Annotated in this window: 11 protein-coding genes; 4 read left to right on the top strand and 7 right to left on the bottom strand. The window is 64.9% G+C overall.

Translation table 11 applies throughout. From position 1 onward, the window contains the following. Nucleotides 1–16: 16 nt before the first annotated feature. Nucleotides 17–1,456 carry an NAD-dependent succinate-semialdehyde dehydrogenase gene (locus AC1DS0_RS08455; protein WP_476814025.1) on the bottom strand — a complete coding sequence of 480 codons (1,440 nt, stop codon included), beginning with the start codon at nt 1,454–1,456 and terminating at the stop codon, nt 17–19. A 187-nt stretch (nt 1,457–1,643) separates the two neighbouring features. Here AC1DS0_RS08455 and AC1DS0_RS08460 point away from each other — a divergent pair, with 187 nt between their 5' ends. From AC1DS0_RS08460 to AC1DS0_RS08475, 4 genes are read left to right on the top strand one after another with little or no spacing between them, the layout of a single operon-like run. Then, nucleotides 1,644–2,693: an alcohol dehydrogenase gene (locus tag AC1DS0_RS08460; RefSeq protein WP_476814026.1), complete on the top strand. Its 1,050-nt coding sequence runs from the start codon at nt 1,644–1,646 to the stop codon at nt 2,691–2,693. Nucleotides 2,694–2,703: 10 nt separating this feature from the next. Next, nucleotides 2,704–3,633 (top strand): alpha/beta hydrolase, encoded by a 930-nt coding sequence (locus AC1DS0_RS08465; RefSeq protein WP_476813919.1) that lies wholly within the window; start codon nt 2,704–2,706, stop codon nt 3,631–3,633. 3 nt (nt 3,634–3,636) lie between these two features. Further along, nucleotides 3,637–4,569, top strand: a complete 933-nt coding sequence (kce, locus tag AC1DS0_RS08470) for a 3,5-dioxohexanoate:acetyl-CoA acetone transferase (RefSeq protein WP_476813920.1) — start codon at nt 3,637–3,639, stop codon at nt 4,567–4,569. A gap of 20 nt (nt 4,570–4,589) precedes the next feature. Next, a complete protein-coding gene (locus AC1DS0_RS08475) occupies nt 4,590–5,753 on the top strand; it encodes an acyl-CoA dehydrogenase family protein (protein ID WP_476813921.1) in 1,164 nt (387 codons plus the stop codon). Nucleotides 5,754–6,022: 269 nt separating this feature from the next. Here the strand turns inward: AC1DS0_RS08475 and AC1DS0_RS08480 are convergent, their stop codons facing one another. From AC1DS0_RS08480 to AC1DS0_RS08505, 6 genes are all read right to left on the bottom strand, one after another. Continuing rightward, complete coding sequence (locus AC1DS0_RS08480; RefSeq protein WP_476813922.1) at nt 6,023–7,474, bottom strand: UdgX family uracil-DNA binding protein; 1,452 nt, start codon at nt 7,472–7,474, stop codon at nt 6,023–6,025. Beyond that, on the bottom strand, nt 7,474–8,721 hold the full coding sequence (locus tag AC1DS0_RS08485; protein ID WP_476813923.1) for a putative DNA modification/repair radical SAM protein: 1,248 nt from the start codon (nt 8,719–8,721) through the stop codon (nt 7,474–7,476). The genes AC1DS0_RS08480 and AC1DS0_RS08485 overlap by 1 nt, the downstream gene beginning before the upstream one ends. Before the next feature lie 1,081 nt (nt 8,722–9,802). Beyond that, nucleotides 9,803–10,150, bottom strand: a complete 348-nt coding sequence (locus AC1DS0_RS08490; RefSeq protein ID WP_476813924.1) for a DUF6894 family protein — start codon at nt 10,148–10,150, stop codon at nt 9,803–9,805. A gap of 85 nt (nt 10,151–10,235) precedes the next feature. Continuing rightward, a complete protein-coding gene (locus AC1DS0_RS08495; RefSeq protein WP_476813925.1) occupies nt 10,236–10,499 on the bottom strand; it encodes a hypothetical protein in 264 nt (87 codons plus the stop codon). A gap of 127 nt (nt 10,500–10,626) precedes the next feature. Then, the gene (locus AC1DS0_RS08500; RefSeq protein ID WP_476813926.1) at nt 10,627–10,890 is read right to left on the bottom strand and encodes a hypothetical protein; all 264 of its coding nucleotides are present in this window, start codon (nt 10,888–10,890) and stop codon (nt 10,627–10,629) included. A gap of 228 nt (nt 10,891–11,118) precedes the next feature. Next, nucleotides 11,119–13,215 carry a catalase gene (locus AC1DS0_RS08505; protein WP_476813927.1) on the bottom strand — a complete coding sequence of 699 codons (2,097 nt, stop codon included), beginning with the start codon at nt 13,213–13,215 and terminating at the stop codon, nt 11,119–11,121. Nucleotides 13,216–13,345 lie beyond the last annotated feature (130 nt).

Here is a 13,345-nt window from a genome sequence, read left to right on the forward strand (position 1 = left end):
CCGGCTGATGATGCCGTCAGCTGTGATGGACGTATTTCTGGTGCAGGAAGCCGGCGAGCCCTTCGCTGCCGCCCTCGTAGCCGTAGCCGCTCTGCTTCACGCCGCTGAACGGCGCTTCGGTGTGCGAGACGGCGAAGGAGTTCAGGCCGAGGACGCCGATCTCGAGCTCCTCGCCAAGCTTGACGGCAGCCGAAGCCGAGCGCGTGAAGGCGTAGCCGGCAAGGCCGACCTTGCTGCGGTTGGCGCGGGCGATGGCCTCGTCGAGTTCGTCGAACGCGCTCACCAAAGCGAGCGGGCCGAAGGGCTCTTCGCTCATCGCCGCCGCATCGTCGGGCACATTGGCGAGCAAGGTCGGACGCCAGAAGAAGCCGCGCTCCCCTGCCCGCTCGCCGCCGGTCACGACCTCGGCCTGATGGCTGATGGCGTCGGCGACGAGCCGTTCCATCGCCTCCGGGCGGCGCGCATTGGCCAGCGGGCCCATGCCGGCATTCGGGTCGAGGCCATCGCCGAGCCTGATGCTTGCGAGTGCCTGGCCGAAACGCTCGACGAACCGTTCATAGGCCGGCCGCTGCACGTAGAAGCGCGTCGGCGAGGTGCAGACCTGGCCGGCGTTGCGGGTCTTGCCGATCGCCGACAGAGCCGCAGCCGCATCGATGTCGGCATCGTCGAGGACGATGACCGGCGCATGCCCGCCCAGTTCCAGCGTGCACGGCTTGATCCGCTCCGCCGCCAGGACCGCAAGGCTCCGGCCGACGGGGACCGAACCGGTGAAGGTGACCTTCCGGATCACCGGGGACGCGATGAGATGCCGCGAGATCTCGGCGGGGTCTCCGAAGACGATGTTGAGCACGCCGGCAGGCAGGCCGGCATCGACCAGGGCACGGCCAAGTGCGAGCGCCGAGGCGGGCGTCTCCTCCGCCGGTTTCAGGATGCAGCTGCAGCCCGCAGCCAGCGCCGGCGCGACCTTGCGGGCGGCCAGGAGCGCCGGAAAGTTCCAGGGCGTGAAGGCGGCGACAGGGCCAATCGGTTCCGGCAGCACCATCTGCCGTGCACCATGGCTTCGCGCCGGGATGATGCGGCCATAGGCACGGCCGGCCTCGGCCGCATACCAGTCGAAGGTCTCGGCGCAGAGACTGATCTCGAGCTCGGATTGGGCCAGTGGCTTGCCCTGTTCGAGCGTCATCAGCCGGGCAATCACCTTGGTTCGCTCACGCAGCAGCTGAGCAGCTCGGGCGAGGACCGCAGCGCGACCGGTCGCCGGCGTCCGTCGCCAGAGCTCGAACCCTGCCTCCGCGCTGGCGAGCGCTGCGTCGAGATCATCGCGTGAGGCGCCTGTCGGCTCGGCGAGCACGCCGCCGGTCGCTGGATTGGTGACGCGCAGCGCCGGGCCGCGGCCCTTCCGCCATGCCCCGCCAATCAGCAATTGCAGTCCGTCCGCGGCGTAGTCGCCGGCCATCGCATAGGCGATCGGCGTCGCGAGCCCTTCCATTCCATCCTCCCAGTTGGCTTGTTGATAACAAGCGACCATTAAATGGTCAAACCATTTGACGATTTAATCACTGAGAGCTACCCATGTCCCAAGACAAGCGTGGCCACCGAGGCGAAAGAATGCGGCTGGGAGGAGAAGACCGATGCGAGCGATGATGCGCTGCTATCAGCTGACCGGATTTGGCCAGCCCCTCGCTGCCGGCGAACAGCCGCGCCCGCAGCCCACCGGCACTGAGGTCCTGCTCAAGGTACGCGGCGCCGGCGTCTGCCACAGCGATGTGCATCTCTGGGAGGGCCATTACGATCTTGGTGGCGAGCGCAAGCTCTCCTTCGCCGACAGGTTGAAACTGCCGCTGACGCTCGGCCATGAGAGCGCCGGCGAGGTCGTCGCGCTCGGCCCCGAGGCGAAAGGTGTCACGATCGGCGCAAGCTGCCTTGCCTGCTCCTGGATCGGCTGCCTCGAATGCGCCGCCTGCTCCGTCGGCGACGAGCATCTCTGCGCGGCGCCGCGTTTCCTCGGCGTCAACCGCGACGGCGGCTATGCCGACTACGTGCTGGTGCCGCATCCGCGCTATCTGGTCGAGATCGGCGATCTCGATCCCGTCGCCGCGGCCCCCCTCGTCTGCTCGGGCCTCACCACCTACAGCGCGTTGAAGAAGTTCGGACCGCTGCTCCAGCGTCAGCCGCTCGCGATCATTGGGGCCGGCGGGCTTGGGCTGATCGCCATCGGCCTCTTGAAGCAGCTCGGCGGCAAGGGCGCAGTCGTGGTCGAGCTCGATCCGCGCAAGCGCGAGGCAGCGATGGCCGCCGGCGCACTCGCAACCGTCGACCCGAAAGCACCCGACGCCGCGGCCCAATTGCGCAAGGCCCTCGGCGGCAGCGTCCTCGGCGTGCTCGACCTCGTCGGCAGCGGCGAGACCGCGACGCTCGCGGTCGAGACCTTGGACAAGGGCGGCCGGCTCGTGATCGTTGGCCTGTTCGGCGGAGCGATGACCCTCGCCGTCCCGCTGGTGCCGATGAAGGCGCTGACGATCCAGGGCAGCTATATCGGCAGCCCGGCCGAGCTGCGCGAGCTGGTGGCGCTGGTGCGCGAGCATGGCCTGCCGGCGACGCCACTCGACCGTCGCCCTTTGACTGCTGCCCCCGCCGCACTCGACGATCTGCGCCGCGGGCAGGTCCTCGGCCGCGTCGTGCTGACCCCCTGAGAGCCGTGCGATGCCGCTGCACCCGTTCTTCCAGATGATGATGGAGAGCTTCGCCGCAGCCGGCCGGCCGGCCTTGTCGGACGGCACGCCGGAGCAGAGCCGCGCGCTCGTCGCGGCGGGACGTGCGGCGCTGGGGCCCGGAGCCGAAGTCGGGTCGATCACCGACCTCTCGATCCCGACACGCAGTGGCGCGATCCCGGCGCGGCTTGTGCTGCCGAAGACGGCTCCCACTGGGCTCGTCGTCTATCTCCATGGCGGCGGCTGGGTGATCGGTGAGCTCGACGATTACGAGGTGCTGGCGCGCCATCTCGCAACGCTGAGCGGCTGCGCCGTGCTGCTGCCGGACTACCGGCTCGCGCCGGAGCGCAAATTTCCGGCCGGGCTGGAGGATTGCGAGGATGCCCTGCTCTTCGCTGCCGAGAAGGTGGCGGAGTTCTGCGGCGCAAGCGTCCCGCTGGTCGTGGCCGGCGACAGCGCCGGCGCCAATCTCGGCACGGTGGCGGCGCGCAGGGTGCGCGGCCGCGTCGCATTCGCGCTGCAGGCCCTGCTCTACCCCGTCAGCGATTGCGACTTCGACCGGCCGAGTTATCGCCAGCATGGCGACGGCCTACCGCTGACGCGCAAGGACATGCTCTGGTTCTTCGACCATTACGCGCCGCGGGCGCAGCGTGGCGATCCGGACATCTCACCGCTGAGAGCGCCCGATCTCTCCGGCCTCCCGCCGGCCCTGATCGTCACCGCCGAATACGACGTGCTGCGCGACGAGGGCGAGGCCTATGCCGACCGGCTCGCAGAGGCCGGCGTGCCAGTGACGCATCGCTGCGCCGCCGGCCTGCCGCATGGCTTCGCCCGCCTGCACAACCACGTCGATGCGGTCGATGCCGAGATCCGCGCCGTCGCAGCCGCGATCGCCACCGCCTGCCGCCAAGCCGGAGCGTAGATCATGAAGCGTCTCGACAAGGTCATTATCAGCTGCGCCGTGACAGGCTCGATCCACACTCCGTCCATGTCCGAGGCGCTGCCGGTCAATGCCGAGCAGATCGCCAAACACGCGATCGATGCCGCCAAAGCGGGGGCTGCGATCCTGCATCTCCATGCCCGCAACGAGGCCGACGGCTCGCCCTCGTCGGCGCCGGAGGATTACATGCGCTTCCTGCCGCGCATCAGGCAGGGCTGCGACGCGGTGGTGAACATCACCACCGGCGGCGGGCTCGGCATGAGCCTCGACCAGCGTCTGCTCGCCGCGAACACGCTGAAACCCGAGCTGGCCTCGATGAACATGGGTTCGCTGAATTTCGGGCTGTTCCCGGCGGCTGAGAAGATCAAGGCCTACAAGCAGCCCTGGGAACAGGGCTATCTGGAGATGACGCGCGACTTCATCCTCTCCAACACCTTCGCGCAGATCGAGCGCGGCATCGGCGAGCTCAGCGCCCACGGCACCCGGTTCGAGTTCGAGTGCTATGATGTCGGCCATCTCTACAACCTGGCCTGGGCCGTCGAGCGCAAGCTGGTTCAGCCGCCGTTCCTGGTGCAGTGCATCTTTGGCGTGCTGGGCGGCATCGGCCCCGACACCGAGAACCTGATGCACATGAAGCGCGTCGCCGATTCCCTGTTCGGCGACGACTACATCCTCTCGGTGCTCGGCGCCGGCCGCCACCAGACCAGCCTCGTCACCATGGGCGCGATCCTCGGCGGCTGCGTGCGCGTCGGGCTCGAAGACTCGCTCCATCTCGGCAAGGGGGTGCTGGCGCGCTCGAATGCCGAGCAGGTCGACAAGATCAGGCGCATCCTCGGCGAGCTCTCGCTGGAGATCGCCAGCCCCGCCGATGCCCGCGCCATGCTCGGCCTCAAGGGCGCCGACAAGACGGCCTTCTAGATCAAGCGAGAGTTCTTGAGATGATCGAGCTGAACGACGACCAACGAGCGCTCTGCGATGGCGTCGCCGCGGTATGCAGGCGTTTCGACGACGAATACTGGGCCGCCTGCGACCGCGACGCTCGCTTCCCGCGAGAGTTCCACCAGGCGATGGCGGCCGATGGCTGGCTCGGCGTCACCATGCCGGAGGAATTCGGCGGAGCCGGGCTCGGCGTCACTGAGGCGGCGCTGGTCATGCACACCGTCGCCGGCTGTGGCGGGGCGATGGCGGCGGCCTCCTCGATCCACATCAACATGTTCGGCCCGCATCCGATCGTGGTGCACGGCTCGCCTGAGCAGAAGCAGCGCTGGCTGCCGCGGCTGGTCTCGGGCGAAGACCAGGTCTGCTTCGGCGTGACCGAGCCCAATGCCGGGCTCGACACCACCAACATCACCACTTTCGCGACCAAAGTGGAGGGCGGCTATCGCGTCTCCGGGCGCAAGATCTGGACCTCGACCGCGCAGGTCGCCAGCAAGATCCTGCTGCTCACCCGCACCACCGCGCGCAAGGACGCCAAGCGTCCGACCGAGGGCATGACGATCTTCTACACCGACCTCGACCGCTCGAAGTTCGAGGTGAAGAGCATCGCCAAGCACGGCCGCGCCGCGGTCGATTCCAATATGGTCTTCATCGACGACGTCTTCATCCCGGATGAGGACCGCATTGGCGAGGAAGGCAAGGGCTTCAGCTACCTGCTCGACAGCCTTAACCCCGAGCGCGTCCTGATCGCGGTCGAGGCGATCGCGATCGGCCAGGACGCGCTCGGCCGGGCCGCGCGCTATGCGCGGGAACGCAATGTCTTCGGCCGGCCGATCGGCCAGAACCAGGGCATCCAGCACCCGCTGGCCGAGCGCTGGATCGCACTCGAGGCAGCCTGGCTGATGGCGATGAAGGCGGCCGCGCTCTACGACGCCGGCAAGCCTTGCGGCGCCGAAGCGAATGGCGCCAAGTTCCTCGGCGCCCGCGCCGGCTACGACGCCTGCCTGCAGGCGGTCATGACCCATGGCGGCATGGGCTATGCCAAGGAGTACCAGGTCGAGCGTCTGCTGCGCGAAGTGCTGGTGACCCGGTTAGCCCCGATCAGCGAGCAGCTGATCCTCTCTTTCATCGCTGAAAAGGTGCTCGGGCAGCCGAAATCATATTGAGGGGTTCGCCGACGCTGATCGCATCTATGACGCACATCGCGACCATGCCATATCGCCGCGATGCGCCATTTGCGGACGTTGGAGAGCGGCCAGCGTGCGGACGTTCGTGGAACTAAAAATTGGCGGACGGTGCGATACCCGAAAGCAACATCCCGATGTCGGCTTGTCGAGATAACAATCTTCCACTTCGAAACTAGGGCGCTCCATCAAAGCGAGATGGCAGATGGCGAGCGATCCCTGGGGGCAACGCCCAACGTGAGCCCGCCCCGTCAAGCCGCTCTCGGCAAGCGCAAGCCCGGCGCAAGGCTGCCGACATGCTTGAGATCGGCGATGAAGCGCTTGGTCTCAGCAGACTTCGCTTCTTCGTCCGGCAGGCGCAGCAGATAGGATGGATGGACGGTCGCCAGCAACGGCGTACCGTCCGCCAAGGCAAGCTCGCGCCCGCGCGCCGCCGTCAGCGGGCCGGCATGGCCAGTCAGCGCCTTGAGCGCGGTCGCGCCCAGCGCCACGACGAGCTGCGGCTTGACGAAGCCGAGTTCGAGATCGAGCCAGAAGCGGCAAGCCTTGACCTCACCCGCATTCGGCTTCTCGTGGATGCGCCTTTTGCCGCGCAGCTGGAATTTGAAGTGCTTCACCGCATTGGTGACATAGGCTTTGGCGCGATCGAGCCCGGCATCGGCCATGGCGCGGTCGAAGACCTTGCCCGCCGGGCCGACGAAAGGCTTGCCCGCGAGGTCCTCGTAATCGCCCGGCTGCTCGCCGACGAAGACGACCGGAGCACTGCGCGGGCCTTCGCCGAAGACCGTCTGCGTCGCATCGCACCAGAGATCGCAGCGCCGGCAGGCGCGCGCGGCGGCCGCGGCCTCCTCCCAGCTCTCGATCGCGGAAAGGTCGGAAGCGGCCGGGTCGGGAGAGGCTGCCGCCGCCCGTCGCTTCTGCGGTAAGGTCGGAGCGCTCATGATCATCTCCTGCGTTCGCCGCGCCGCATCGGCGATCAGGGGAGAAATCAGTTCGGCCTCGGGCAGGTTCCGCCAGTATTTCACCGGCATCTCCGCCTTCATCGCCTTCGGCTTCAGCCGGGCCGGATTGAAGATGCTGGCGTAATAGGTCCGCCACCACTCCTCCATCGCGTCGCTTGTTGGAGCCTGCGCGCGCGTCGCCGCCTCGCCGAGCCTGAGCTCGCGTCCGTCCCAGAGCAGGGTCCCGCGCGGTGTGAGGATCGTCCAGCGCATGGTGGTGAAGCGCTCGACGAAGAAGGGCGCGACCTTCTGAAGGATGTGGTGCTCGGACTCGAACCAGGCGACGAAGGCCTCGCCACCCTCCCCGTCATCGACCTCGCGGAAGCGCACAAAGGCGGTCATCTTGTGCATATCGCGCCGGACCGAGCGGGCCAACGCCTCGGCGCGGTGAACAGCATGGTCGGAGGCGATCTGGAGGAGTTCGCGCTCCTCCTGCAGGCGCCAGAGCAGGCGGTAGAGCAGATCGAAACGCGCGGGATCGCTGTGGCAGATAACCTCCTGCGCCAGGGCGATGAAGGCGCGCGGCACGCTCAGCGCCCTGCCCTCGCCGCCCTCGACCACATCCTCGCCGAACAGGCCGGTATCATGGTCGCCGACACGCCAGTCGATCGCCGACGGCGCCACCAGCGCTTGCGCGAAGCGGCGCGCAAAGCCGCGCCAGCCCTCGAAATCGGCGGGATGGGAAAGACGCGCGACGAACATCAGAGCAGCGCCAGTTGCTGCGGCTTCGGCGCCAGCTGCGCCTTCAGCCTGTCGCCGTCGAGCGCGGCCCCTGGCCGCCAGTCCGTGGTGACGATGAACTGCCTGAGCACGCGCAGCGAACGCACCAGCCGCCCGACATCCTCCAGCCTCAGGCTCCGGAACCGCCGCATGGCGAGGATGCGATCGACGCTGCGCGTGCCGAGCCCCGGAATACGCAGTAGCAGTTCGCGCTCGGCGCGGTTGACGTCGACGGGGAAGCGGCCGCGATGGCGCAGGGCCCAGGCGAGCTTGGGATCGACGGAAAGATCGAGCATGCCACCGGGCGCTGCATCCATGATCTCATCGACCTCGAAACCGTAGAAACGCGTCAGCCAGTCGGCCTGGTAGAGCCGGTGCTCGCGCATCAGCGGCGGCTCCGACAGCGGCAATTGCTTCGACGCGTCAGGGATGGGACTGAAGGCGGAATAATAGACCCGGCGCAGACCATAGGCGCCGTAGAGATGGGCGCTGCGCTGCAGGATGGTCGCGTCGCTGGCATCGTCGGCGCCGATGATCATCTGCGTGCTCTGCCCGGCCGGCGAGAAGGCCGGCGCCCGCCTGGAGCGCTCACGCTCGACTGCGGCTTCGTCGATCTTCAGCTTGAGGCCGCCCATGGCGCTGCGGATGTCGAGCGGCTGCTTTTCCGGCGCGAAACGCTTCAGCGAGGTCTCGCTCGGCAATTCCACATTGATCGAGACCCGGTCGGCGAACAATGCGGCGCGGTCGATCAGGTCCTGGCTGGCGCTTGGGATCAGCTTGAGATGGATATAGCCGCGGAAATCGTGATCGAGCCGCAGGCTTTCGGCGACACGTACCAGTTCGCCCATCGTGTAATCCGGCGAGCGGATGATGCCGGAGGAGAGGAACAGGCCCTCGATATAGTTGCGCTTGTAGAAATTCAGCGTCAGCGCCACGACCTCCTCGACCGTGAAGCGCGCCCGCCGGACATTGCTCGAACTGCGGTTGATGCAGAAGACGCAATCGTAGGAGCAGAAATTGGTCAGCAGGATCTTCAGCAGCGAGATGCAACGCCCGTCCGGCGCATAGGAATGGCAGATGCCCGAGCTCGTGGTCGAGCCAACGCCCATGCCGCCGACCGAGCTGCGCTTGGTCGTGCCGGAGGAGGCACAGGAGGCGTCATATTTCGCCGCGTCGCTGAGGATCTCCAGCTTCTGGAGCGTGGTGAGCTGCGCCAAGCAAGCCTCCATGTTCACTATATGTTCAACATCAAACGAAACGCATCCCGCCCGCCAGAGGTTCCACAGCGCATGATCGTCGCAGCATCGCTCCGAGGCAGTTGGATGATAGATTAATCTGCGCGCTCGCCAGATTCTTCTAGGCACAGGAAACTGGAAAGCACCGTTCGCTACCTCTGCATCAAAGTTGAACGCACTTCTCCTTTCGGAGCAAACGGACCTATGAGCTCTGGCACGGCACGCTCCTGCCTTGTCTAGTTCCGCCATTCGAGCAGCGGCGAACTCGGGTGACCGGCGCGAAGAAAGCCATCAACCGTCTGCATCGCACTGCGATACCAGAGTTTATAATTCAGATGCGGCGGACCCGCATCGCCGGCGAGAACCATAAGTTCGCTAAAATCCGCCTCCTCGTACCATGGGAAGGTCGCAGTCACTCGCTCCGGAGACATTTATGCTGGCCCTATGGGGCTTCGTCGACAGGTACAAGAATCCGACCACGGACGGCCAGATGTCTGTCACTGCGATTCATGACCACGAGAAGGACGGCCGTACGATCCTCGCATTCAAGGACGACGCGATGGCAAAACAGGCCATCGTCGAACTCGGTCGTGTCGAAGAGAAGATAACCCGCCCGGCGCATGTCATAATCGCTAGCGAATTGGTACGATACTTCCGCCCTGCGCCTATCGCGCAGGTTCAAAAAGCCCTTTCCGGTAATCATAGCGTGTCTCCGCTTGGCGGCGTCACAACGCGCCGCACGCGGTCATTTCCAGAAGCAGTATGGAGACAACGGCCACCCCATAGGGCGCGCCTTCGCGCCAGTTGTCCATGTCAAAAGACAATGCCCTGCGGCTAGAAAACCCGGGGGATCATCGCATCGTCGGCAATGTCTCGCAGGCCCTTGAGGGGGGCATGCCGCAGTTTCTTGCTATGACTCCAGCCGCGATAGGCATCCCTCGGCTGCGAGCTCGGATGTACCCAGGCGGTGCCCTTGCAGCTGATACTGCGGGCTGGGCGGGGCGACAGGAAGGAAGCAGGCCACGGTCGGCGGGAGTGCGGCGCTCAAACGCGCGGTTGGAACCCGCCGATTAATCTAACTTCTCCCATGCGGCGCTTTTCGGCTTCGGCCATGAAAATTGAGAGAGGCGCGATATGTCTCATCGCCAGCCTCGTTTCGAACACGCGCCTTGAAGGAGAAGCGCTTGCCGTTGGGCAACTCGTCCTTCGCCATGTCGGCCAAGGCCCGCTGCGCTTCAGCCGCTGCGACCTGCTCGTTGGGGGCGTCGATCTTGCTCGTCGAGCGTCCCGTTGCGTCCTTGGTTGTTATCCGAAACTTTGCCATGGCGCCTTCTCCGATCAAAGGGAATGCGCGAGCGCCCCGGCCGTTCCGGCTCATCTCTTTGGCAGGTAATAATTTTTTGGTCGCGGCTTGCTTGAGCACAGCTTGGGTATCGTGCTCGTCTGCTGCAACCACTATCGAGCCCGCCCTATGTATGGGAGCCGCGGAACGACGCACTGATGTCCGCTCACGTCTTTGGAACGGGGCGGTCGACCGCATCATGCGAGAAGACCGCGCCGCCTGCCGGCACCGCGAGCCGCCTGCAGCGATTGCCGAACCCATCCGTATAGTCCGATGCGCTGATGGGAGCGCCGTCGCTCAATGCCGAGATGACGGGGCCCCTCCCCTGAACGAGATCAGCGTCGCGGCTTGGGTGAGGGTCGAGCAGGAGGATGGCGGGGGTGGGCTGGGCGGTGACGATTTCGATGCGATAGCCGACGCGAATGTCCATTGCGCTGTTCCCGGGGATGATGAAAGCGCAACACCCGGCGAATGATTGGGTTCCTACAAGGCGTGCTGAAGAAAGTTGCAGTCCGGCTGCGCCGTGCATAGGCGCGGCTCGACAATTGCTTCAGCTTTTAGTTCGAGCGATTGAGCAAGCCGGTTATCGGATTCTGCGGGCTCTGCGGCCGTTGAACCCGGTTACCCTGCCGTTTGGCTCCCGCGATCTGTGCTTCCCCGATTACGCGCTCTCGATCATCGGAGTCCTTCACCCGATACTGAGGTTCTCCATCAATGAGCGACGGGAGAAGCCGTGAAACGATGTAGGTGCCGATGGCATCCATGTCGTGAAAGCCAAAAGCGAGGCTGACACGATCACCTACCGCATATTGATGGTCCATGTTTGCTCCAAGCCACCGGCCTGCGAGGCAGCGCCCAATTGCACATGCCTCTCGGAGTCAGGCTCAATTGGCAGTCGCACATTAGCGATGCCTCCCTTGGAGCGCGCCATCATTTGACAGGGTCCTGAATAGCCATGTTGTGGACGCGTGGCCTCTCGGGCCTTGACCCCTTCACTCAGCACAAATTGCGTGAAGGGTTCGATCGTGAACCAAAAGGCGTAGCCAGCCTCAGGCCAAGGATCGAACACTCCGCTCTCGGTCCCATTGCCGCGTTCGCGCGGCGGCCAGGAAATCCGCAGCGTTGAGCGCTAGATCGACCACGCCTCCATCGGCGACTATGCCTGCCTTATCCAGTAGTGGCTTGGCATGATCTGTAAAGCCGACCGCCTTGAGGTGCCCAAAGGCGTCCATCGCGAATGCGATAGCCGCGCCTTCTTTAAGCAGTTGCGCGCACCCTTCCCGGGAGACAACAAGAGCAACGGCATCGAAGATTACGGACGGGGTGCCGGCAAGCTGGCCATCTGCCTTGAGGATCTTGCCATTCTTCAAGGTCACACCGCCGATCTTCGGCGCCACAATCTTGACTGTGCCGCCCTCTGCCTCGACTTCCTTCCTAACCGCGTCGACCGTCGCGCCATCGGCTCCATCGGTGACAAGAATGCCTACCGCTCGGCCTTTCAGCGTCTCCGGATATTTCCCCACTATCCTGAGCGCAGGCGATAGATCCATGTTCTGGGGAGTGAGTGCAGCCTTTGAAGGCTTCGGCGGCGGGACGTTCAAGCCCTCAGCGACGCGCCTTGCCAAGTCGGCGTCAACATTGCCCAGGTTGGCGAGTACTCTGTTGCGAACATGCTCAAGCGTGACCTTCGAGAGCTCGAAGACGAGTGCGCTGGCTAGATGCGCCTGTTCGATCTCGCTCTGCGAGCGGAAGAACAGACGCGCCTGGCTATAATGGTCCGCGAAGCTCTCGGCCCGCAGTCGCACCTTGTGCTCCTCAACCGGCACCGCGGCCGTGCGGAACCCGCCGACCGGATCCTCGCGCGGACCACCCTCCTCGCCGGCTGCCGACAGGCTGTTGGGTTCGTAGTTGGCGCGGCCTTTGAACACTTGCGTCTGCATGTGCCCGTCGCGCTGGAGATTCTGAAAGGGACAGCCCTTCGCCTTGTTGATCGGCAGCTGATGAAAATTCACCGTACCGAGCCGCGAGAGCTGGGTGTCCTGATAGGAGAATAACCTGCCCTGCAGCAGCGGGTCTTCCGAGACGTCGATGCCGGGCGGCAGATTGGTCGGGAGGAATGCAACCTGCTCCGTCTCGGCGAAGAAGTTGTCCGGGTTGCGGTTCAACACCATCCGGCCGATTACGCGGATCGGCACCAGCTCCTCGGGGATCAGTTTGGTCGCATCAAGGATATCGAAGGGCAGAGCATCGGCTTCGTCCTGGCTCAGCAACTGCACGCCGAACTCCCATTCGGGAAAGTCACCCTTGTCGATCGCCTCGTACAGGTCGCGACGGTGATAGTCCGGGTCGGCGCCTGCTATCTTCACCGCTTCGTCCCAGCAGGTCGACTGGGTGCCGAGCTTGGGGCGCCAATGGAACTTGACGAAAGTCGGCCGGCCCTCGTCGTCCAGCAGGCGAAAGGTGTTGACGCCGAAACCCTCGATCATGCGAAGCGAGCGCGGGATGGCACGGTCGGACATCGCCCACATCACCATATGCGTCGACTCGGGCATCAGGCCGACGAAGTCCCAAAAGGTGTCGTGCGCGCTCGCCGCCTGCGGATAGCCACGATCGGCTTCCATCTTCACCGCGTGGATCAGGTCGGGAAACTTGATCGCATCCTGGATAAAGAAGACCGGGATGTTGTTGCCGACGAGATCCCAGTTGCCTTCCTTCGTGTAGAACTTGACGGCAAAGCCGCGCACGTCGCGCGGCGTATCGACCGATCCGGCGCCGCCCGCGACAGTTGAAAAGCGGGTGAAAACTTCGGTCTTGGCGCCGACCTCGGTCAGGATTTTGGCGCGCGAGAATTCCGCCAAAGACTCTGTCAGTTCGAAGAAGCCATGAGCCGCTGACCCGCGGGCGTGAACGATGCGCTCGGGAATGCGCTCATGATCGAAGTGTTGGATTTTCTCGCGCAACACAAAGTCTTCGAGCAAGGTCGGACCGCGTTGGCCGCCTTTGAGCGAATTCTGGTTGTCGCTGATGGGAACGCCGTGATTAGTAGTGATGCGCGTCTCGGGATCGCTGGACGACTGGTGCAGTTCCCCACCCGAACCGAGTCGCGCGGTCGTGTCGTTTGAAGCACGTCCCTTGGAAGTCGCCATGACGGTGTCCTCATTGCTGATGCCGCTTGCCACCGATCGGAGCCGGAGAGACGACTCTCATCTGACCTGCCAGTCTCTCAACTCGACTTGCGGCTGGTCGTTCCGATGACGTCCAATTTGGAACTAGGTT

Source organism: Allobosea sp. P4_H5 (genome assembly GCF_056400825.1).